The sequence below is a fragment of the Pseudomonas sp. W2-17 genome, assembly GCF_041060445.1.
Classification (GTDB): domain Bacteria; phylum Pseudomonadota; class Gammaproteobacteria; order Pseudomonadales; family Pseudomonadaceae; genus Aquipseudomonas.
The window spans coordinates 121,114-144,923 of the sequence record NZ_JAUFNS010000004.1; the positions used below are offsets into that span (position 1 = coordinate 121,114).

Annotated in this window: 12 protein-coding genes; 3 read left to right on the forward strand and 9 right to left on the reverse strand. The window is 60.3% G+C overall.

All coding sequences use genetic code 11. The annotated features are described in order from the left end of the window. Positions 1 to 146: 146 nt before the first annotated feature. The gene (locus QWI20_RS06265) at positions 147 to 4,637 is read left to right on the forward strand and encodes a hypothetical protein (RefSeq protein ID WP_369304686.1); all 4,491 of its coding nucleotides are present in this window, start codon (positions 147 to 149) and stop codon (positions 4,635 to 4,637) included. 39 nt (positions 4,638 to 4,676) lie between these two features. Here the strand turns inward: QWI20_RS06265 and QWI20_RS06270 are convergent, their stop codons facing one another. The 4 genes from QWI20_RS06270 to QWI20_RS06285 all read right to left on the reverse strand — a co-directional run bounded on the left by QWI20_RS06270 (position 4,677) and on the right by QWI20_RS06285 (position 12,740). Then, positions 4,677 to 7,901 carry an autotransporter outer membrane beta-barrel domain-containing protein gene (locus QWI20_RS06270; RefSeq protein WP_369304687.1) on the reverse strand — a complete coding sequence of 1,075 codons (3,225 nt, stop codon included), beginning with the start codon at positions 7,899 to 7,901 and terminating at the stop codon, positions 4,677 to 4,679. Positions 7,902 to 8,170: 269 nt separating this feature from the next. Then, on the reverse strand, positions 8,171 to 10,201 hold the full coding sequence (locus QWI20_RS06275) for a hypothetical protein (protein ID WP_369304688.1): 2,031 nt from the start codon (positions 10,199 to 10,201) through the stop codon (positions 8,171 to 8,173). A gap of 60 nt (positions 10,202 to 10,261) precedes the next feature. Further along, positions 10,262 to 11,518, reverse strand: coding sequence for a hypothetical protein (locus QWI20_RS06280; RefSeq protein ID WP_369304689.1), 1,257 nt, complete (start codon positions 11,516 to 11,518; stop codon positions 10,262 to 10,264). 259 nt (positions 11,519 to 11,777) lie between these two features. Beyond that, positions 11,778 to 12,740, reverse strand: a complete 963-nt coding sequence (locus tag QWI20_RS06285; protein ID WP_369304690.1) for an NAD(P)H-quinone oxidoreductase — start codon at positions 12,738 to 12,740, stop codon at positions 11,778 to 11,780. A 145-nt stretch (positions 12,741 to 12,885) separates the two neighbouring features. On the opposite strand from QWI20_RS06285, the gene QWI20_RS06290 reads away from it, so the two are divergent. Further along, the gene (locus tag QWI20_RS06290) at positions 12,886 to 14,967 is read left to right on the forward strand and encodes a carboxy terminal-processing peptidase (protein ID WP_175514174.1); all 2,082 of its coding nucleotides are present in this window, start codon (positions 12,886 to 12,888) and stop codon (positions 14,965 to 14,967) included. A gap of 120 nt (positions 14,968 to 15,087) precedes the next feature. Continuing rightward, positions 15,088 to 16,878, forward strand: a complete 1,791-nt coding sequence (locus tag QWI20_RS06295) for a bifunctional diguanylate cyclase/phosphodiesterase (protein WP_369304691.1) — start codon at positions 15,088 to 15,090, stop codon at positions 16,876 to 16,878. A 303-nt stretch (positions 16,879 to 17,181) separates the two neighbouring features. Here QWI20_RS06295 and QWI20_RS06300 read toward each other — a convergent pair whose 3' ends face one another. From QWI20_RS06300 to QWI20_RS06320, 5 genes are all read right to left on the reverse strand, one after another. Further along, positions 17,182 to 17,556, reverse strand: coding sequence for a hypothetical protein (locus QWI20_RS06300; RefSeq protein ID WP_133773105.1), 375 nt, complete (start codon positions 17,554 to 17,556; stop codon positions 17,182 to 17,184). Further along, on the reverse strand, positions 17,553 to 17,915 hold the full coding sequence (locus QWI20_RS06305) for a multiprotein-bridging factor 1 family protein (RefSeq protein WP_369304692.1): 363 nt from the start codon (positions 17,913 to 17,915) through the stop codon (positions 17,553 to 17,555). Before QWI20_RS06305 ends, QWI20_RS06300 begins: the two co-directional genes overlap by 4 nt. A 145-nt stretch (positions 17,916 to 18,060) precedes the next feature. Next, on the reverse strand, positions 18,061 to 18,510 hold the full coding sequence (locus QWI20_RS06310; protein ID WP_369304694.1) for a YkvA family protein: 450 nt from the start codon (positions 18,508 to 18,510) through the stop codon (positions 18,061 to 18,063). Positions 18,511 to 18,938: 428 nt separating this feature from the next. Next, positions 18,939 to 19,727: an FKBP-type peptidyl-prolyl cis-trans isomerase gene (locus tag QWI20_RS06315; protein WP_237254062.1), complete on the reverse strand. Its 789-nt coding sequence runs from the start codon at positions 19,725 to 19,727 to the stop codon at positions 18,939 to 18,941. Positions 19,728 to 19,919: 192 nt separating this feature from the next. Then, complete coding sequence (locus QWI20_RS06320) at positions 19,920 to 23,720, reverse strand: molybdopterin-dependent oxidoreductase (protein WP_369304695.1); 3,801 nt, start codon at positions 23,718 to 23,720, stop codon at positions 19,920 to 19,922. Between the last annotated feature and the right edge of the window lie 90 nt (positions 23,721 to 23,810).

Genomic DNA, 23,810 nt, shown 5'->3' on the forward strand with positions numbered 1-23,810 from the left:
AAGCGCGACACAGGTAAGGCCAGCCCAAGGCCGACCCTGTGAATCGAGCTCCAGGTTAAACCTCCGGCTGGGGAGTCGACGGCAGCAGGAACAAACGCTTCGCTGGAAATCCCCGGTCAGCATCCCCCTGAACAAGGAAGCTCACCATGAAACGTTACTCACGCACCCTCTTTCCCCCACTGGACCACAACTACTCAACGCTGGCTTTGCGCCCTTTGCTGATCAGCGGTCTGGTTACCCCCGTCGTAGGCGGCGACGGCGGGGTCAACATCAGCATGGTCGAGGACAACCCGGAGGGTATGTTTACGCTCGTTGACCCCTGGCCGCACATGGAGATCGGCGACCGTGTCGACATCTATTGGGGCGACGTGTTCGCAGAAGGGCGCGAGGTCGTTGCCGCCGACGTCAACGAACGCATGTTTTTCTATCTGCCAACTGATCTGATCCAGCCCGACTGGGCTGAAAAAGTCTTTTACAGCCTGACCCACGCCAGCTCGGGCGAGACGGACGACTCCGTGCCGTTGCGCCTGCGGGTCAAGCTCGACCGGCCGGGAGGCAAGGATCGCGATCCGCATCTGCCTGGCCACTCGGAACTCGCGGCGCCGCAACTGCCTCAGGACGTCGTCACCAACGGCGTGGATGCCGAATGGGCGAAAAAAGGCGTCCCGGTGACCATCGCCACCTACCCGGGGCGCGCCGCGCGCGACACCGTCGAGTTGCGCTGGGGCGTGGTGTCGATCAGTCGGCTTATCACCGAGCTGGAGGCAGCAGGCGATGACCCCGTCGTCATCACGGTTGACCAGGCCGCCATACTCGCGGCAGGCGACTCTACGAACCTGCTGGTTCACTATCAGGTGTACGACGAGGTCTGGAATTTCTCCGAAGAATGGTCGCTGCAGACCTTCGTGCCGGTAGACGCCGGCGGCTGGAAGCTGCCGGCACCGATCATTCAGGAGGCTTTCAACGGCGAGATCGACCTGGGCACTCTGGGCAGCGCGGACGTCACGGTGAAAATCCCTGTCGACGGAGACCCGTTCGAGCGCGGCGACACAGTGACCATGACCTGGCTCGGCACCACGGCGGCAGGCGCCAAGGTGGAGCACACCCAATCGGTCACCATAACGAGCCCGGCAATCTATGACACCACCGTGCCGAATGTAATCGTGCGACAGATGATCAACGGGACCGCTCAGGCATCTTATGTCCTGACCAAATTCAACCATGCCCCGTCACAGTCGTCGAAACGGGCAGCCGTGCGGATTACCGGCGTGGCACCGCTGCAGATCCCGCGCATTCTGGAACTGATCGGCGATGTACTCGACCCACTTGAAGAACGCGCCCATGTAGAAATCCCGGTCTACGCCGGCATGGCCAACGGCGATCTGATTGATCTGGCCTGGCTGGGCACCCGCGTGGATAACGCGCCTTATCTGTATGAAACCCAACACATCGTGACAACCAACGACGTAGGCAACGTCGTGTATATCCCTGTAATGGGCGAACACATCGCCTTGCTTGAAAACGGCACACTCGACGTCAGCTATCGGGTATCCAACGACGCCTGGCACGTATTGGATGTGCGGGTATCGGAGCACTTGCTCGTCAGAGTCGGCCAGCATGTGGCGGAGCTGCCCGCGCCGATCATCGTTGAAGCCGTGAACGGCGTGCTTGACCCCGAGGTGAACCGCGGTGATGTCACGCTACGGGTCAATTACCCCGGTACCGTCGCCGGCGATACGCTGACCTGGTATTGGCTCGGCCATCCGCTGGAGGGCAGCGGCAGCGACTGGATCCCCATCACCACTGCCATTGCCGGCAAACCGCTCGATTTCACCATTCCCCGGTCGTTGGTCGAGCTCAACATCAACGATGAAGTGAGGGTGCTGTACACCCTCGAGCGCGGCGCCACCGGCACGTTTCAATACTCGGCAACGCTGAATCTGGTGATCGGCAAACTCATCGGTGAACTGCCCGCCCCTACTGTGCTGGAGGCCGGAGCCGGGGTGCTTGACCCGCTCAACGCGCTGGCCGGCGCGACCGTACGGGTGAACTACGCCAGCATGGAACCGCAGGACCTCATCACTCTGATGTGGCTGGGCAGTCCGGGCATTGGCTCACCTGCTGATCAGGAGAAGCCCGGCGCCGTGAGTGGGCAAGTTGATTTCACGGTACCCGCCACGGTGGTCGGTGCGAATATTGGCCGTGATGTCAGCGTGTCCTATCGTGTCAAACGTTACACCTCAGAAAAGCAGTCCGACGCCTTGCTGCTCCCTGTACTGCCCTTTGCCGACCCAGACAAGGACCTGCCGCATCCCGCCATCACTCAGGCCGACAGCCAGACATTGACGCTTAACCTGGCAACCTTCACCGGCAATGGCACCGCAACCGTTGCCAAATGGCCCTTCATCCTCGACGGCCAGCGTGTGTGGCTGCGCCTTGAGGGGGAAACCGGCACCGGTGGCTCCTACACGATCACGCTCCTGGACGGCGTCGCGCTCACGGTCGCTCAAGCCTCCGCCGGACTGTCTATCTCCGTCCCGCGAACCGAGCTCGAGAAACTCGGCCAGGACACCCGCCTGACCGTGGTCTGCAACGTGGCCTTCGACGGCGTGGCCAGCGAGAGCACTGCCGTGCAGTTTCCGCGAACGGCTTACACCTTCAAGCTGCACCATGACTGGGTCAGCCCACACATTGTCAGTATCAGGGACAGCAAGGGTGAGGTGGCTGACGGGGGCATCACGTTCGATACCACGCTGAGCATCAACGGCACCTCCACCGTCGAAACCGAGCTGGATATCCTGGATGGCAGCAATCGTTTGGTGACAGTCAAAGCCAACAGCAGCGGCGCCTGGAGCGGATCCCTGCCGGGATTGACCGTGAAAAACTATAGCCTGAAGGCCAACGCGCTGGATGGAAGCGGAATGGTTTCACCGCCCCGTGGCTTTCAGGTGGTGGCCAACCTGACACCGACCATTACTCAGGTGCTGGGCTCCAACGGGCCGATCAGCAACGGCGGATCGACCGTCGAGACCAGCGTCACGGTGTCCGGCCAAGGCAGTCCCGATCAGCAGATCGAACTGTTCGACGGCCAGACCTCCAAAGGCACGGCGCGTACAAACAGCGCGGGCACCTGGTCGTTGACCCTTTCCGGCCTCGCGGTGGCCTCGCATCCACTCAAAGCTAAAGCGTTGTATGGAACACTGCCTGAGTCAGCGATCTGGACAGTGATCGTCGCGGCTGCCGTTACCCCAACAATCACCAGCATCAAAGACTCGAAAAACGTCGAGATTCCGCCCGACGGATTTACCGTGGCCACCGATGTAGTGCTGACGGGAAGTGCCAGTGCGAACCTGCAGGTCGAGATTTTCGACGGTATGGCGAGCCTCGGCAAAGTCAGCGCCAACGCGGCCGGACAATGGACATTGCCACTGACCGGCCTGAACGCGGCCATCCATAAGATGAAAGCCAAAGCCGACTACGCAAGCTACCCGGAATCACCGGTGCGTAGCTTCACCATCACAGCCTTGGTGACCCCGACCATCACCAGGGTTGTAGAACCCGATGGAACGGCGGTGACCAATGGCGGTTCAACCTACGCCAATACGGTCACCGCGTCGGGCAAGGCATCGATCGGTCAGTCCGTGGAGGTGTTCGACGGCACGACCTCCAAAGGCACTGTCGGGGTGGACAGCAACGGTGACTGGTCGCGGTCGGTCGGTGGCCTTTCGGTCAGCGCCCATAGCCTGACTGCCAAGGCGCTGTACGCAAGTAATCCGGTGTCCTCACCGTGGACGTTCAATGTCCAGGCTGCAACGGCGCCAACCCTGAGCGTACGCGACTCAAAAGGCGAGATCAGTCAGGGAGGTACCACCACGGAGACCACGGTGACGGCGTCGGGCACGGCTGCGCCGAACGAGCAAGTAGAGGTCTTCGACGTGAACACCTCCAAAGGGAAGACCGCAGTAGCGGGTAACGGTGGCTGGAGCTTGTCTGTGGGGGTGGCACTGGGCGCCCACAGTCTCAAAGCCGTGGGGCAATACGCTGAAAACCCTACATCGCCTGTTCGCCAGTTTTCAGTGATTCCTGCGATACCGCCGTTTGTGCTCGATCCGTCGTCCGTGTCGCTGAATGGCGGATTCTACGCATTTGCTGATTATCCCGGCACGCTCCCCCTGAGTTGGCCGGCCGGTACCACGATAGTGAAAACACCTACCAGCGGTGTCCCGCCTTACACGTACTCGTCCAGTAATGACTCAACGGTACGCGTCGATCAAAATGGCAGTATCTATTCGACTTCGAACGGCACGGCAACAATCACGGTGCGGGATAAGGAGGGTCGCCAAGGCAGTTACACCGTGACAGTTTCAAATGTGATTCTGGTGCATGGAATGGGCAATCGAAACTGGCCAGATGCAAATAATACGGCTTCGGGTGCCGGACGGAGGATGATGAACATGGACCAGTTGCGGCAAATCTACAATCTGTATGGCAGCAACTTCCCAATGGGGAGTCATCCATGTTGGTCCACCGACTCTGCAGGGCTGTTCATGAATAGAACGAAGGACCTGTTTACTGGCGGTGAAGGTACAGCTCGTACGACAGTGCCCGGCGGTTACTGCTTCGTGATGGCGATATGAGAAAAGGGGGAGAGCCATTCAGGCTCTCCCCCTTTTTGATCACCAGCTATAACGCAATCCCACATTCGCCCCAAACGGCTGCTCAATGTTCTCACCGTTGGAGTAATCGAAATCAGCATGCACCTGCAGGCTGTCAGAGAACGCCACCGCTACACCGGCACCCAGCTCACCGCGTGAACCGGAAAGGTCATTATTGAAGGTGTTGTTGTTGACCTGCACTTCATTGTTCTTCGCGAACTCGTGTACGCCCGCCACCCGCACATAGGGTTGCACCACTTTGCCGTCACTCATCTCGAAGTTGCGACCTGCCGTCATGCCTACCTTGCCCAGCAGCGAACGGGTGCGGTCGCCTTCGGCACGCATGTCGTTGTTCAGCTCGTAATCCTTGCCCTGAATCACCACGGCGGACAACTGGCTGTACGGTTCGATGAAATAGCCGTCGTTCAGCTTGATGTGTCGGCCAAACTCCACCGAGCCACCTGCGCCCGAGTTGTCGTAATCACCCTTGGCACGGGTGCCATCGCTGATGCTGACCTTCGAGTCGTTGCGGAAACGGTTGAACTTCAACACCCCGTCGAAATAGTAGCCGCTGGCCTGATCCATCCAGGTCGTGTAAATCCCGGCGTAATAACTGTTAACCGTGCCCGACGTCCCGCGATTCAGGTCAAGATCGGATTTGCTGTGCCCGGCCAGTACGCCCACCAGCCACTGCCCGTCGCCCATCGGCAGCGGTGCATCGGCGCCCAGCGAAAAGCCTTGCTGTGTCTGCTGATAGCCGACCCCGGACGCTTCATCGACGTTGTATTTGTTGCCGTACGTGCGCACCCATCCGCCCGCCTTGCCGCCGTTGAAGCGCAGCTCGCCCATGCGACTGCGCAGCGACGTCAGCTCGCCGTACCAGACCGTTGGCGCGGTGTTGAACAGCGCCAGCACCGAGCGCGTGCCGGGGCTGATCGTCGCGGTATTCGGGTCCAGAAACCAGTCGGTTCCGCCTGCCCCATTGCTGGCCGACGCCAGTTGATAGGAATAGGTCCCCACGTCCACCGCACGATCACCCGCCAGGGCAAAGGTCGCGTTACCGCCCGCGGTTTGCACAACGGTCAAGGGCTGTGGTGAAGTCGGGTCGACGCCGGAGCCTGCAATCAGCAAGGTATGGCTGCCCGTTGCAGAACCGGTAACGTTGAGCAGGTCATGCTCGTTGGTGAGGTAATCGGCGTCCATGATGAAGGTGCCGTTACCCGACAGCGTGCCAACGTTGAGCTGATAGAACGCGTTGGTCGCGCCAAACCGCACCGTACTGTCATTCACTGCAAGTGAGTTGAGGGTGTTGGAACCCACCATATCCCAGGTGGAAGACCCTGCGAGGGTGGCGCTGTCGACGTTGATCAAGTTGCCGGTGAACACTGAGTTGTTGGTCAGCGAAACAACGCCGGCACTGGAGGTGATATCGCCGGACATCGAACTGGCATCCAGGCTGACGTTACCGCTGCTCACATCGCCTTTCAGCGTTGAGCCGCCCAGCAATCTCAGCACACCTGCGCCGCCGGTCGACGTGACATTGCCGACCATAGAACTGGCATCAAGGCTGACGTTGTCACTGCTGACATTACCTTCCAGCACAGAGCCCGCCGCCAGGGACACGACGCCTGCGTTACCGGTCGAGGTGACGTTACCCGCTATCGAGCTGGCGTCGAGGCTGACGTTGTTGCTGTTCACATTGCCTCTCACCACAGAGCGGCGAACCAGTTTGACGGCACCTGCTCCGCTGGCCGAAGTGACATCGCCGGTAATCGAGCTGGCGTCGAGATTGACGTTGTCGCCGATGACCGTGCCTTCCACTACCGTCCCCCCGACCAGCGATACAACACCGGCGTTGCTGGCCGACGTGATATCACCCTTCATTGAACTGGCGTTCAGGCTGACGTTATCGCTGCTGATATTGCCTTGCAGCGCCGATCCCTCCACCAGCGATACCGCGCCCGCGCTGCTCATCGACGTGATGTCGCCGGTCATCCGACTGCCGCTCAGGCTCACGTTGTCGCTGATGACATTACCTTCCAGGGCCGAATTGCCGACGAGCGATACGACGCCTGCACTGCCAATCGAAGTGATGTCGCCCTTCATCTGACTGGCATTCAGGCTGACGTTGTCACTGGTTACGTTACCTTCCAGCAGTGAGCCGTTAGCCAGCGAAACCACGCCTGCGTTGCTGGCCGAGGTCACGTTTCCGGTAATGGAACTCGCATTCAGATTAACCGTATCAATACCGGTGACATCGCCCGTGAGCGCCGAGTTATTGTTCAGCGCCAGGGTGCCGCTGCTGGTGGCATCCGCCGAAACGTTACCGATCAACCGGCCCTGATCGAAGGTCAGGCTGGCACTGCTGCCGTTGGAGAGGGCGAAGTTGCCGGTCACTTCACTGCTCTGCAGCAGCACATTCGCCATCGCCGCGTTGGTAATTTCCAGCGCGTTGCCGTTGCCACCGGTAAGGGTTGTGCCATTGAGCAGATTGAGGTTGGCGACCAGACCGCCGCCCTGGCCATTGACCAGAATCGCGGCACCCGTGGTGCCTTCTATATGTGAGCCTTCGATATTGACCGTACCCTCGCGCACATTGGCCGTATCCACCCGATAGACGAGGCCGTTCAAGCCGCCGGTGACGGTACTGCCGCGCAGGGAAATGTCCGAGCCGAAACCGCGGACCCCGTAGCTGTTTGCGCCGGTGCCGGTGATCACGGCGCCCGTCGCGTCCAGCGTACTGCGGGAGGAAAGCGTCGCGCCCCCCGCCCCACCGCTGATGGTGCCCCCATTGATCTGGAACGCGCTGCCAGTGCCGCCCTGAAACTGTGTGCCACTGAGACCGAGGCCGGTCTCGCTGGTAATGGTAGCGTTCGTCAGGACTGCCTGGCTGTCACCGAGCATCAAGGCGGTCGAGTTGCCGGCGGCATTAACGCTGGCACCGTTGACGTTCGCCACGGCGCCCGCCGCGCTGAGATTGATGCCTGTGGTTGAGCTGCCCTCATTGAAATTGACCACGGCGCCTGCGCCACCGCCGAAAATCGTCAGGGCTTGGGCGCCGCTGCTCACCGTCAGCGAGGAACCGGACGCCAACGTCCAGGCTTCGGGCGTGTCGCCCTGGTTAACCACCGCAGATTCGTCAGGCGACAGTGTGCGGCCCTGGGCGGCGGCGCTTATGCACAGCGCGAGGGAAATAAAGGTTGAGGGGTTGAAATAACGGGAGGGTGTGAAACGCGACGCAGCCATATTTAGCTCCTTGGGAATATCGCCATTCCCACGGAGTACAAAGAAGCTCCGCAGGACAAAGGCGCGAAGACTACATTCTTCAAATTGGCATTCGTGTAGGAAGTTTCCTAACGTATTGAGCGTAGTTTCTTACAATTCGTATTTACTACCGCTCATCGTAAAAATGCGGCAATAAGCCTGAAAAACGACAAGGCCGTTTGGCGCGGCCTTGTCTTTTATTACCCCAACTAAAGCATCTGTACATTCAATCTCAAGTTGAGCTTACTCACTTAGCAGTTGCATCCACCCGCCCCAAATGCACGAAGGGTATTAGGCGGACAAGTGCCCGCTGCGTTCTGACCCGATGCTCTGATCAGCGTCTCCCCCTTCATCGGCGTCGTGGTATCAGACACATATGTCACTCTGATCGACCCGTTCAGGCCGGTTGGCAGGACGTACTCATTAAACGGCCCTTGATCGAATGTAAAACCTTCAGCGGCCTGATCCGCAGTGATGGGCTTCGAGAATGTCGACGCTGGGGCCGCCGGTTGTGTCCCTGCTCTGTCGGTGTAGCACTGCCAAGTGAAGTCAAGCGTTTCACCACCCTTCAGGTTAGGATTTGCAGGGATGAGCACACGAACCAACTGATTAGGGCCGAAGTGCGTACTGCAGTTGAGAACGGGCGTTCCGTCCGGCGCCGGGACCGCGAGGGGAAAGTCGGGGTTGGCGAGCTTGATCGGCAGGGCTGCGCTGACATCTACCAGCGTCGGCACGCAGGACTCAATGTTGCCTGGGGGGGTAGTACCTCCGGTGATTCGCCCAACGGTATAGAACACCGGCACTGCCGTGCTGCTGGGCAGGTCCTTGATCTGGTCCCACTTCAGAACGAATGCATAGTCATCACCCGCCGTCCCCGTTACAGGGCTGAACCTTTTGACCTCTTTCGTGAGGTCACCCCAATACAGGACCATCTCCTCGTTCGTGCCGATAGGGGCGTACAGCTTGAGCGCTACCGTAACGTCGCCGTCGACATCGGCAGACGTCAGCACGTTATCGACTTGGGAAGCCGCGCCCTTTACCGTTACTCTCGGCAGGTTGGGGTTTACCGGATTCGGCCGGTCCGGGTTCACGGGCCCAGGGACGAAGAAATCCACATTGATGGTGGCTGGGTTCGAGTCGAACGTCTTGGTGCCACGCTGGACGACGTAGCTCACCTGGGTCGGCAGCACTCCGGTCGCCGCGCCATAGGCAGGCTGCAAAATGGTCTTGTAGGGAACATTGAGCAAGATCGTGGCCGCCGGGTCCGTGATCCTGTGAGTGACCGGAATTGGCGCAGTACCCCAAGTGAGCGTTACAAGATCGTTTTCAAGCGCGTTCGGGTACGCATCAATTTCAACCAGGCCTGTATTTGTCAAGTCAGTGTCGACAAGTTGGAGCGTGCTGTCATCCGCGATCTTAGGTACGCGGGGTGCGGCCAGTGGAAGCGTCGGAAGCGGATTGAGAAAGAGGCCCGCTGCCACGTTATCAGCGCTATCACCTCTGTTACCCACCTTGTCCACCAGTCGATAGGTCACATAGATCAGGCCATCCGGCAAATCGGCGAAAACAGCAGCCGGCACCGTGATCTCCCGGTTCGAATCCAGCTCACCCTTAAACGACGGAATGGTCGGATTCGCCGTTTCTTTATAAACGTAAATTTCCAGGCTATCGCCCGGCTGTTCGTCTAGATAGGTCGGGATGACCAGAGCCAGACCGCCATTGGCATCCAGGTAAGCCTGTGTAATGCCGTCGGTGATGACGACAGCGTCTACGAACGTCGCCTGCGTTGGCGGCTGACCATAATTGGGTGCGACCTTGTCAATGATGAATTGGGTAATATCCGATGGGGCGGTATTGCCCGCCTCGTTCGAGACGGTGTAGCGCAAGTCGAAGGTGCCTGGATCAGCAAAGTTGGATTTGTTCAACTTCAGCTCTATGGGGAAGTCACCGGGTAGCAACGGACCTGGAATCTCGATTTGGGGCTGGGCACTCTGCCACGTCTCCGAGCTTGACAGTCTCCACTCGAACTGAAGGTAGTCGCTCTCACCCAGTTTTGCGCCTTCGGGCCACTGGGGAATCTTGATAGGCATGTCCTTTTCCTGCTCATCCCGAGGCACCAGGCCAGCGAAGTCAGGATCGCCGTCCCACCAGACCGGCGCAATCGGCGCACTCAGGTTCGCTCGTGTAGACAGGCGTTTCTTACTGGCCTGGTCCTGCTGGTTGACGGCACGCGCCAGTGCACTGGCCAGCACACGGGTCTGCTTGCTTGATAAGTTGCTCATGTCTTTTCTCCTTGAGTTGACTCGCGCCGATCCCGCCTGGCGCGTCCTGGGTTTCCAGCGTTACTGCCCTTTGCCACCACGCCCGAGCGTCTGCAACACGCGGGCGATGAATCGACTGAATAAGCGACACACCTTGCATCCGCCCGCCATTGGCGAGCCAGACCGCGCGGCCTGCATCACCGGGCCGCAAATCTCGCCGCCGGGCAACTTGCGATTGATCTTCACCAGCCCCTCAGCCGAGGCGCCCGACTGCCCGTTGACTTTCGTCAACCGGTAACTGGCCAGCGCCGATCCTTCGATGATGGGTTCGATGTAGGGAATGAAAGGCTCGATCAAAACGTCCATGTAACCGTCAGTCAGGTTCTGTGCACTGACCGTCCGGGTAAACACGCCTTCGGTACCGGGAATCGGATCCACGCCGTTGAACGTGTGATAACCCTGCCAATACAGCGTGATCTGGTCCTGGTACTCGAACAGATTGCGGTCGAAAGCGATGCGCACCCCGATCCCGTTCCAAGGCGCGTCGTCGCAATTGATGTAGCCGTAGATGTCTGCCTCCGGGAACTCCGGCTCGGGCAAATCGCCCCCTGGCAATGGCTTGAGTGCGACGGTGGCAGGGGTTTCGCGAGAAAACGAGTCGGTCTCGTTACCGGCCCGGTCCCGCACTTTGTACGTCGCGTAGAAAATGCTATCCCGATCAGGCGCACGCACGGCGCTGCCGGGCAGGACGATGCGAATATCATCAGCGTCGATCTGCACCTGGGTTACCGTCACACTGGCCACAACCGATGTCGTGGGTGGGTTGTCCTGTGACCAGTACAGGTCAACGACATCGCCTTCTTTCGCGTCCAGGTACACCGGGCTCGGCAGACGCAGCTCTACCTGATCGCCATGACTGGCCAGGTACGCTTCGTTGATCACCCCGCCCACCAGATCATCTGGCAACAACAAGGGCATCAATTGCTGGTTATAGCTCGGCGGGCGGGTGTCGAGGGTGACGGTACGGCGCTCGGAAGGCGCCGTGTCACCCGATTCAGTAGTGACCGTGTACCAGAGCTGGTACTGACCGTCCGCCTGCAGAAACTGCTTGTCCATCCTCAGAGAAAAAGGAAATGTTGCGGGATCGACCGGTCCAATAAAATCCGCAGTGGCCACAGGTGTACCGCTGCTCACACCGCTCCAGAACAGGTCCAGCCGGTCGGTATCTCCCAACTCGGCCGGCAACGGCCAAAGCGGCACCCGCACCTCTAGATCATTGCTTTGGGTTCCAGTGGAAACCAAGCCTTCGGGATCGTTTGGATCAATGATTGCCGGCACTACAGGCATTGCCAGCAGTGCCTTCGACCCATCCCCTGTCCGTCGTGTTATCGACTGCGCTTTCCGATCCCTGGCCATCCCGTCCTCACCTCGTCCGATGAAGCGTTCTCAGCCGGCACTCGCCGACCAAGCAACGCAACGAGGCTTTATTGAGAACCGAATGGGCCAGGTTGACTACTGTCAGAAATGACAGTTCGGGGCACCGCCGGTCGGTTGACGAGGCACGGCTATACCGAACATCAAAAGGCTAAAAGCAGGGTCACACCAGGCTTTCGTCGATCACCAACACGACCTTGCCCGACACCTGATTGGTCGCCAGCTCGGCGTAGGCCGCTTCCGCTTCGCTGATCGGAAAGCTGCGGGCCAGCTGGGGCTTCAAGCGGCCTTCGGTGAACAGCGGCATGACGTGTTGGCCCAAATCGCTAAGCAGGTCGGCCTTGAACTGGTCGTCGCGGCTGCGCAGGGTCGAACCCAGAATATGAATGCGCTTGCCCAGCACCTGAGCGAAGTCCAGCTCGGACTTGCGTCCTCCCATCAAACCAATCAGCACCAGACGACCGTCAACGCCGAGCACCTTGAGGTTCAGCGCCGCGTAATTGGCGCCCACTGGGTCAAGGATGACGTTGAACGGCGCAAAGTCGTTCAGCGCATCGAGGTTCTCGTTGCGCAGCACACCGCCCTGGGCGCCGAGGGATTCGCAGTACGCCAGCCGCTCCGCCGAGCCGACGGTGACCCAGACCGGGTTGCCGAAGGCCTTGCATAGCTGAATGGCAGCTGAACCAACTCCACTTGCCCCGGCGTGCAGCAACACTTTTTCGCCGGGCTGGAGGCCGGCCAGCTGGAACAGGTTTAGCCAGGCCGTGGCGTACACCTCAGGAATCGCCGCCGCTTCGTGCAGCGAAATCCCCTCGGGCACCGGCAGCACATGCCGCGCATCGACCACCACTTCTTCGGCCATCGCCCCGCCTGCAACCAGCGCACATACGCGGTCGCCGACTTCCCAGGCGGTGCCCGGGCCGACCTCGGCAATCACCCCTGAACATTCCATCCCGAGGATTTCCGTGACACCCGGCGGCGGCGGGTAATGCCCCGAGCGTTGCAGCAAATCCGCACGATTGAGTCCGGCGGCTGCGACCTTGATGCGGACTTGTCCTACATCCAGAGTAGGCGATGGCTCTTCAACCCATTCCACACGACCTTCAACGCCTTGCAATGCTTTCACGGTGCCTCCATAGTGAGTCTTGACTGAGCCCGATGTGCCTCACGGCCATTGGGCTTTTTGCATTATGCGACCGTGTTCTGACCGAACCGGCGACCTCCAAAGACGGCCTAATATGCGTTATCAATTGTCCCCGCGTCGAATCAGCATGAAGCATTTTTTACCCAGCACCACCCTTGCATTACTCATTGGCCTGACTGTCCTGCCAATGTCGGCCAGTTCGTTTGCCGCCAACAGCTGGGATAATCTTCAACCTGATCGCGATGAAGTCATCGCCAGTCTGAATGTCGTGGAGCTGCTCAAGCGCCACCACTACAGCAAGCCGCCGCTGGACGACAAGCGTTCGGAAATCATCTATCAGAGCTACCTAAAACTCCTCGATCCTGCGCGCAGCTACTTCCTCGCCAGCGACATCGCCGAGTTCGACAAGTGGCGTTTCCAGTTCGACGACTTTCTTAAAAGCGGCGACCTGGCCCCAGGCTTCACCATCTATAAGCGTTATCTGGACCGCATCAAGTCGCGTCTGGATTTCGCCCTGGCGCAGCTGAGCAAGGGCGTCGACAAGATCGACCTGAACACCCAGGAAACCTTGCTGGTTGATCGCAAGGATGCGCCATGGGCCAAGAACGAAGCCGAACTCGACGACCTGTGGCGCAAGCGCGTCAAGGACGAGGTTCTGCGCTTGAAGATCGCCGGCAAAGACCCGGCGAAGATTCAGGAAACCCTGACCAAGCGCTACAAGAACCAACTCGCGCGTCTGGGCCAGACCCGCAGCGAGGACGTGTTCCAGGCATACCTCAACACCTTCGCGATGTCCTACGATCCGCACACCAACTATCTGTCACCTGACAGCGCGGAAAACTTCGACATCAACATGAGCCTTTCTCTTGAAGGGATCGGCGCTGTCCTGCAGAGCGACAACGACAACGTCAAGATCGTCCGCCTGGTTCCGGCCGGCCCTGCCGCCAAGACCAAGCAAGTGGCAACTGCCGACAAGATCATCGGCGTCGCCCAAGGCGACAAAGAGATGGTCGACGTGATTGGCTGGCGTCTGGATGAAGTGGTCAAACTGATTCGCGGTCCGAAAGGGTCGGTCGTGCGTCTGGAAATCGTCCCGGCCAGCAATGCCCCAAGCGACCAGACCACCAAGATCGTCTCGATCACTCGCGAAGCCGTGAAGCTCGAAGAGCAAGCGGCGAAGAAGTCGATCCTGCACCTGAATCAGGACGGCAAGGATTACAAGCTGGGCGTCATCGAGATTCCTGCTTTCTATCTGGACTTCAAGGCCTACCGCGCCGGCGATCCCGAGTACAAGAGCACGACACGCGACGTCAAAAAGCTGCTCACCGAATTGCAGTCGGAGAAAGTCGACGGCGTGGTCATCGACCTGCGTAACAACGGCGGTGGTTCGCTGCAGGAAGCCACCGAGCTGACCAGTCTGTTCATCGACAAGGGCCCGACCGTTCTGGTGCGTAACGCCGACGGCAAGGTCGATGTGCTGGAAGACGAGAACAGCGGTGCGTTCTACAAAGGCCCGATGGCGTTGCTGGTCAACCGCCTCTCGGCCTCGGCTTCGGAGATTTTTGCCGGCGCCATGCAGGATTATCACCGCGCGCTGATCATCGGTGGCCAGACCTTCGGCAAGGGCACCGTGCAGACCATTCAGCCGCTGAACCATGGCGAACTGAAACTGACGCTGGCGAAGTTCTACCGGGTTTCCGGTCAGAGCACCCAGCATCAGGGCGTGCTGCCGGACATCGGTTATCCGTCGATTATCGACACCAAGGAAATCGGCGAAAGCGCGCTGCCTGAGGCAATGACCTACGACACCATCAAGCCGGCGATCAAGCCTGCGGTGGATCCGTTCAAACCGTTCCTCGCCCAGCTGCAATCGCGTCACGACGTGCGTTCAGCCAAGGACGCCGAGTTTGTCTTCATCGAAGAAAAACTCGCGCTGGCGAAGAAGCTGATGAGCGAAAAAACCGTCAGCCTTAACGAAGCCGAGCGCCGCAAGCAACACGCCGACATTGAGAGCCAGCAGCTGGCGATGGAGAACGTGCGTCGCAAGGCCAAAGGCGAAGAGCCGCTGAAAGAGCTTAAGAAAGAAGACGAAGACGCGCTGCCTTCGGATGACGACAAGACCAAGCCAGAGGACGACGCCTACCTGGCTGAAACCGGGCGCATCCTGCTCGATTATCTGGGCTTGAGCGGTTCGGTGGCGAAAAAGTAAAACAGCATGAAACGTGACGAAATGATGGCAAATAGTCATCAAACAGTCATGAATCTGTCGTGAAATAGCGGGGCTCGACGCCACAAGCGTCCAGCCCCTTTTTCTTGCCCCGAGATTGCCATGACCGTGACTGAACAGCTGAGCGCTCTGAGTTCGATCCTGACTCACGGCGACTTGCACAGCCTGTTCCAACCGATTGTGTCGCTATCGGATCGGCGCATTCTCGGCTACGAAGCCCTGACTCGCGGTCCTTCCAACAGCGCGCTGCATTCCCCCCTCAGCCTGTTTGCCGTGGCCCGCCAGGCCGGGCGCCTGAGCGAACTGGAACTCGCCTGCCGCGAGTCGGCTTGCCGTCGCTTCAGCCAACAGAAGCTGGAGGGCAAGCTGTTTCTCAACATCTCGCCAGAGTCCCTGCTGGAAGCCTCGCACCCGCCGGGCCGCACCTTGCAGCTGTTGCAGCGCTACGGCATACCGCCCAGCCGCGTGGTCATCGAGCTGACCGAGCAGACGCCGACGGATGACTTCGGCCTGTTGTACAACGCGCTTTATCACTACCGGGACATGGGCTTTTCCATCGCCCTCGATGACTTGGGCGCGGGGTATTCCAGCCTGCGGCTGTGGTCCGAACTGCGCCCGGATTACGTGAAGATCGACCGGCATTTCATTGATGGCATTCATCAGGACGCGGTCAAGCGCGAGTTCGTCGGCTCAATGCTGCAGATGGCCAAGGCGTCGCGAGCGTTGGTGATCGCTGAAGGCATCGAGTTGCAGGAAGAGCTGGCGGTCTTGATCGACATGGGCGTCGAGCTGGTTCAGGGCTATTTGCTGTGTCGGCCGCAGGAGTTTCCGCCCCGTGACGCCCGTGCGCTGCTGCCGAAAATCGATCCGGCTGCCGCGACCCTCACCGAAGAAACCAGTGACCTTAGCGCCCTGCTCAACGAGCAGCCGGCGGTGGTGCAGACCACGCCCACCGCGACGGTGCTGGAAGCGTTTCGCAAGCAGGCCAATCTCAACTCGCTGGCGGTGCTGGACGAGCAGCATCAGCCCATCGGCATCGTCCATCGCCACTCGCTGTCGGACGTGCTGCTGCAGCCGTTCGCCACCGAGCTGTACGCGCGCAAGCCGATCAGCCGGTTGATGAGCGATGACTTCCTGGCGGTCGAGCTGAGCCAGTCGCTGCAGCAGGTCAGCCGGCTGATTACCAGCCGCGCACGGCAACGCATCGAAGAAGATTTCATCATCATGCAGAACGGCGCCTACCTTGGGCTGGGCCGGGTGATCGATGTACTGAAGCTGATCACCGAGGTGAAGATCCAGCAGGCGCGCTACGCCAACCCGCTGACCCTGCTGCCGGGCAACGTGCCGATCCAGCAGTGCCTGACCCGGTTGTTGCAGCAGGGCCGCGAGTCGATGATCTGCTACGTGGACATCGACAGCTTCAAACCCTTCAACGACATCTATGGCTACGGGCGCGGCGACGAGGTTCTGCTGTGTCTGGCGCAATGCCTGAATGACCGAATTGACCCGAGCCGCGACTTCGTCGGCCACATCGGCGGCGATGACTTTCTGATGGTGCTGGGCTCGGACGACTGGCGCAAACGCCTGAACCTGTTGCTGGAAGATTTCCAGAACCAGTGCCGACGCTTCTACCGCGCCGAGCATCTGGAAGCCGGCTGCTTCGTCGCACTCAACCGCCAGGGCCAGCGTCAGGAATTTCCGTTGCTGTCGTTGTCCATCGGCGTCGTGCACCTGCATCCTGAAGTCTGCACGACCCTCAATGCCAGCCAGCTTGCCGAACTCGCCTCCCAGGCCAAGCACCACGCCAAAGAGGTGATAGGTGCGAGTGTGCATGTGATTGACACGCGGGAGGCGGAGGTTATGGCGGTGTTGAATCAGGCGGTGTTGGGGTGAGATGCCGGCATTACAGGAGGGGTTTGGGGGCAATCTCGAATCCCGGGTTCGACACTGATCCTGTGGGAGCGAGCTTGCTCGCGAAGACTGCATTTCAGCCGCTGAATATTCGGTGGATGTCCCGGCCTCTTCGTGAGCAAGCTCACTCCCACAGGCCCGCGTTCAGCCCGGAAACCCGAGGGTGGGCGGATCACTCCCACAGGTCCGAGATCAGTCTGAAATACCAAGTGCGACACAGATCATGTGGGAGCGAGCTTGCTCGCGAAGGCGATAGCCCGGCGAACCGGGAATCAGACGCCTGCTCTACTCAGGCTTTGACGGCTGCGGGTACTCGAACTCAAACACCCGGGCGACTTCCGAGGCGTGCCAAGAGGCAGCAGCGATGCCGTCTGAGGGGCCAGAGAAACGGCCCAAACGTTCGACGCATTCAAAGAATCCAGTGCGGGGCAGACGGCTGGCGCCCTGACTGATCACCAACGAGCTGCGCAACGGCTGCTCGGCACGGGCGTCGAGGGCGGCGAGGTGTTCAAGGGCCGCGGTCAGGGTTTGCATGGCGGGGGTGGGTAACTGCAAGCGCTCCAGCAACGCGCGATACGTCACCAGATGACGTTGGCGGCGGGCCAGGTCCAGTTCGGCGAGCAACCCGTCCCAGTGCTGGCGACTGATGCGCACGCTCATGCTTCACCCCGCCAGCCAGCAACACCCAGCTCCCACGCCAGACTCCGGCGAATGGCCGCGTCCGGCTCACGGGCGCCGCTTTCAATCAGGTCCAGGTAAGAGGGGCTGATGCCGACCGTGCGCGCCAGTTGCGCCACTTCCAGGCCCTTGGCCTCGCGCAATGCACCCAGCTGAGATAAAGAAGGAAGGTCTGCAGCGGCAGCGGACGAGGACTGTTCAGACTCGGTCTCGGTGTGGATCGCCGCCCCGGACTCCGGACCACGCGCAACACCCGCTGCGCGCAACAGGGCCTGATACTGCGCCCATGGGACCACCGCATATTCCGGCTCTCCATCGCGCGAAATAACCTGAAGATCCATACCACCCCCCTGTAGGACTAAAACAAGCTTTTACGTAGTCTTTTTCTAAGTATGGGCGGCATCTTAACAGCGGTTGGCTACGACTTGCGTGTGTGGAATCACTGGAGCGCTGGCGGCGTCATGGAAGAGCCGCACAAATCCGCCTTCAAATCTTTTTCTCGTGCTCCAGCAACACAGGCGTCGCCGGCAAACGCTCAACCACCGCGAGCTTTTCCGGGCTCTGCAACGCGCGCCAGGCACGGAATGCGCTGAGTTCCGCTTCAAGGTGCTTCATCACCCACGCCAGCACGGCGATATCGTCCAGCATCCCCAAGCCCGGAATCCAGTCAGGAATCGCATCCAGAGGGCTGAGGAAATACATCAGGCCGGCCACGATCGAGAGAATCGCCTTGCCGCTGATGGCGCGATATTCCCCGCGCCAGTAGGCCAGGCACAACGCTTGAAGCAGTTTCAAATCGTCCTTGATCTTGCCCAGCCGACCGCCCTCACTGGCCGTTTTGCCTGCAACGGCAAACAGCAATGCGGGCAAGCGACCTGCCGCCATCAAGCGCTTGGCCATGGGCAGATAACGAATGAGATTCCAGGGTGCTTTCATATCCACTCCACGATTACCGATAAAAATCGGCCTGCTGGCTGACTGCGTCTGTCGCGGCAGCCTACCAAGGCGTAGGCCGATTCCGCGCCCAAAGGTTATCCACACAAATTGTGGATAACCTTGTGAACAGACCCGTTTTTCGGGGCCGTAACGCCCGTCCTGCCGGGTCCGGACTTAGATCGCGCGTTTTTTACACACATAAAAACCCGCGAAAACCGTTGACTCAACGGACCTGTGGCGCTAGCCAAGGACGAATCAACGCCCCAGTGAACGCCCCGCAGCCTCCGACAAATCCCGGCTTAAAGCACGCTGACTGACCGACATGGGACTCTGGCCGTCGAAGCCGGTTCGATCAAATCGGCCCGGAAATGAAAATGCCCCGTCGAGACGGGGCATTTCTTTCAAGCGGTAATCAGTCTTTCGAACGATTACTTCTTGGCGGCTGGCTTGGCCGGTTCGGCTGCCGGGGCAGCCTCTTCTTCTTCATCAGCACCGGCAGCAGCATCATTGGCGCCTGCAGCTGCAGGGTCCTTGATGCCCAGCAGTTCCAGGTCGAAGACCAGAACCGAGTTCGCCGGAATCATCGGGCTAGGGCTTTGTGCGCCGTAGGCCAATTCGCTAGGGATGTAGAGTTTGACCTTCTCGCCGACGTGCATCAGCTGCAGACCTTCGACCCAACCCGGGATCACGCCGCTGACCGGCAGATCGATCGGGCTGCCGCGTTCAACAGAGCTGTCGAACACTTTGCCGTCAGTCAGCTTGCCTTCGTAGTGAACGGTTACGACATCAGTCGGCTTCGGTACTGGACCGTCGGCCTTCTTGATGATTTCGTACTGCAGGCCGGAAGCGGTAGTGGTGACTTCCTTACGCTTGCCGTTTTCTTCGAGGAACTTTTTGCCAGCGGATGCCGACTCTTCGCTCATCTTGGCCATGCGCTCTTCAGCGCGTTTTTGCAGGTCGCCAAACGCTGCAACCAACTCTTCGTCTTTGAGCTTCTGCTCTTTCTTGCCAACGGCGTCTTCGATACCCAGCGCTACCGCTTTGGAATCCAGATCGTCCATGCCTTCCTGAGCCAGGCTTTTGCCCATGTTCAGGCCGATACCGTAAGAGGCTTTCTGGGCCGGGGTTTTCAGCTCAACGGTGCTGGCTTGCTTGTCACAGCCCGCGAGTACCAGACCGACCAGGGCAATCGCCGCTGCCAACCGATGCTGTTTCATTCTGTTTCCTTGTTCATGCGCCAATAGGGCAAACGAGTAAAGCCGCGAGCTTATCAGGCTGCCGCGATCAATGGCTACCGGCATGAGAGGGAGAAAAGGCAGATAAGTTCAGGTATCCAAAGGTTTTCTTGTTTGATCGAGAAATCCGTTCAGTTGGGGTTCAGCGGCCAGCCACAGGGTGAGCGAACGCGGCTAATACACGTCCCGCACATAGCGCTTTTGCTCGGTCAGACAGCGCAACTGCTCGGCGGCTTTTTCCAGGCTCATGCCGCCCTGTTCGCTGATCACACGACGCAGCGCTTGATCGACATCCTGCGCCATCCGCGAGGCATCGCCGCAGATATACAGGTGCGCGCCCTCCTCCAGCCAGCGCCAGAGTTCGGCGCCCTGTTCCTGTATGAGCTGCTGGACGTAGATCTTCTCTGCCTGATCCCGGGAAAACGCCAGGCTCAGCCGGGTCAGCAGGCCGTCTTGCTGCATGCCTTGCAGCTCCTCGCGGTAGTAAAAGTCGGTGGCCTGATGCTGCTCGCCAAAGAACAGCCAGTTACGGCCCCGATCGCCCCGGGCGCGCCGCTCCTGCAGAAACGCCCGAAACGGCGCCACCCCGGTGCCCGGGCCGATCATGATCATCGGCACATCGCCATCGACCGGCGGGCGAAAATGCCGCGTGGGTTGCAGGAAAATGGGCACCTCACACTCCCCCGCCCGATCGGCCAGAAAGGTCGATGAAACGCCTTTGCGGTTTCCGTAGCGCACGGCCGAAACCGTCAGGTGAACGTCATCGGGATGCGCCTTTGCGCTCGAAGCGATGGAATAAAGCCGCGGCTGCAGCGGCTTGAGGTGGTCAAGCCATTCCTGCACAGAGCAGGCGATGGGGAACTCGCGCAAGACGTCGGCCAACTGCCGGCCCCACAGCCAGTCCTTCAGCTCGCTTTTGAACGGCTCGGTCAGGAGTGTTTTCAGGTCATTGCTGCCGTTGCGTTCGGCGATGAATGCCAGGGTGTCTGCGCTCGGGCGTGCTATCTCGAATTGCTCGGCCAGCGCCTGACGCAGCGGCACGTCGCTCGTCTTTACGCCACGCACCGGTTGCTCGGCGTTGAGTCCGGTGAGTTCGAGCCACTCGTTCACCAACTCAGGGCAATTGCGCGGCCAGACCCCCAAGGCGTCGCCGGCTTCATAGGTCATGCCCGAGCCTTCAAGGGTCAGCGCCAGTTGCCGCGTGTCCTTGGCAGCACCGTCTGCGTTCAGCCGCCGATTGAGGGACAAACGCGCGTGATGGGGCTGCGTCCGTGACGGCTGATTTCCAAAAACCGGTGCGGTGCCGACGATTGGAGGAGTAGGAAGATTCAGCGACAGGGCCTGCTGCAACCCGGTGAACCAGTTGTCTGCGTGGGCCTGGTATTCGCCGTCGCACTCGACTCTGGGGAGCAGTGACGAAGCGCCCAAGTGTTGCAGGCGCTGGTCGAGATTCTTGCCGTGCTGGCAAAAGCGGTCGTAACTTGAATCACCGAGCGCCAGAACGGCGTAGCGCAGGGACTCGAAACGCGCTTGCCGGCCAGCCAGTGACTGCCAGAATCGTCGCCCGTTGTCGGGGGATTCGCCGTCGCCGAAGGTGCTGCTGATCAGCGCGACGTTCTGCAGATGGTCGAGACGCTCCGGCGGGAAACTGTCCATCGCCGCCACCTGAACCGGTACGCCGGCAGTCTTCAACCGGTCGCCGAATTGCCGGGCCAGCGCTTCGGCATTTCCGGTCTGTGATGCCCAGAGCAGCGTCAACAGCGGCGCATGGTCAGGGGAGGCTTGCGTCTGGGTGTCCGCTTTGGGCAGGTCGAGAAAACGATGGCCGATCAGTTCGACCTTGCGCAAGACGACAGCACAGCACTTGAATTCGGGCTGGCGGGAAATCGGGTCGACGGCGTCGTTGGTCACCGCGTTGATCGCCAGCTTGTCGCCGTACACGTCGTTCCAGTGAAAGGGCGCGAAGCAGTTGCCCGGCAGCACGCGGTCGCTGATCATCCCGGGCAACACCGCCAGCCCCCGGGCGGAACGGATTTCCACGCCATCGCCTTCGCGGATGCCCAGCGCACGAGCATCGTCAGGGTGCAGCTCGACGAACGGCAGCGCATTGAGGGCGTTCAGTGTCGGCACTTTCCCGGTCTTGGTCAGTGTGTGCCACTGGTGTTGCAGGCGGCCGGTGTTGAGCACCATGGGAAATGTATCGTTGGGCAGTTCAGCCGGCGGCATGTGCGGGCGTGGGAAAAATACCGCTTTGCCGTTTACGGTGGGAAAAAGGATCGCGGGACGTGTCGCTGCGTCAACGGGTCGTGCGTCGGTATCGCTGAGGTAACGGATCGGGTTGCGTGTGCGCTCGTCATCGGGCGCGCACGGCCACTGCACCGGTTGATCCCGCAGCCGCGCATAGCTGGCGCCGCGAATGTCGTAGCCCGTGGCGGGGTTCCACGCCTGTTTGATTTCTTCGAACACCTCCTCTGCCGAGGCGTAACTGAAGGCCTCGGCGAAGCCCATTTCACAAGCAACCCTGGCGATGATCTGCCAGTCCGGCAACGCTTGCCCCGGCGCATCAACGGCTTTCTGCGTCAGGTTGAGGGTGCGTTCGGAGTTGATCATCACCCCTTCCGCCTCGGCCCAGAGCGCGCCCGGCAACAGGATGTCGGCGTAGCGATTGGTTTCGGTGTCGAGGAAGGCGTCTTGGGTGATGACCAGTTCGGCAGTCTTCAGGGCGTCGATGACCGAAGTGCGGTTGGCCACGCTGGCCACCGGGTTGGTGCAGATGATCCAGCAGGCCTTGATCACGCCGTCACGCATCTGTTCGAACAGGTCGATGGTGCCGCCGCCGGGCTGGTGGGGGATGCTGCCCTGGGGGATGTTCCAAAGGTCTTCGATGAAGCGGCGGTCAGCGTCCACCAGCACCGAGCGCTGTCCGGGAAGTCCCGGGCCCATGTAGCCCATTTCCCTTCCGCCCATGGCATTCGGCTGGCCGGTCAGGGAAAACGGACCACTGCCGGGCCGACAAATCGCCCCGGTTGCCAAGTGCAGGTTGCACAACGCATTGGTGTTCCAGGTGCCGTGGGTGCTCTGGTTCAGGCCCATGGTCCAGCAACTCATCCACTCGGGCGCCGCGCCGATCATCCGCGCCGCCTGACGGATGTCGGCTTCAGCCAGGCCGGTGATCTGCGCGACATGAGCGGGCGTGTACGCGGCGAGGAAGTCGGGCATGACCTCCCAGCCCTGGGTGAAGGAGGCGATGAACTCGGCGTCGGTGTCGCCGTTCTCCACCAGCAAGTGCAACAGGCCATTGAGCAGCGCGAGGTCGGTGCCGGGCTTGATTTGCAGGAACAGCCCGGCCTTGTCGGCGGTGGCGCTGCGTCGGGGATCGACAACGATCAGCTTCGCCCCGGCCTTGACCCGGTCCATCATGCGCAGGAACAGGATCGGGTGACAGTCGGCCATGTTGGCGCCAATCACGAAAAACAGGTCGGCTTTGTCAAAGTCATCGTAAGAGCCCGGCGGCCCGTCCGCGCCCAACGACAGCTTGTAGCCGCTGCCCGCGCTGGCCATGCACAGCCGTGAGTTGGACTCGATATTGGCCGTGCCCACGAAGCCTTTGGCGAGTTTGTTGGCCAGGTATTGCGCCTCCAGGGACATCTGCCCCGAGACGTAAAACGCCAGCGCGCCGGGGCCGTCGCGGTCCAGAACCCCACGCAAGCGCCGGGCGGTTTCGCTGATCGCGGCGTCCATTTCCGCCCGCACCGGCTCGTGGCTGCGCTGATGGCGGACGTACGCCGACTCCATCCGCCCGGACTCGGCAATCGCCTGGCCGCAGGTGGTGCCTTTGGTGCACAGACGGCCGAAATTGCTCGGGTGCGTCTTGTCGCCGACGACCTTGATGACCCGGTTATACTCGACCTGCATGACGATACCGCAGCCGACGCCGCAATAAGGACACACGCTCTTTACGCTGTTGCTCGCCATATTCCGTTTCCTGAAAGCAAAAAAAGACGCCCTGTTCTCAGCCGTTTAAAAAAACGGAGAGCACACGGCGCCTTTGTCGTGAATATGGCA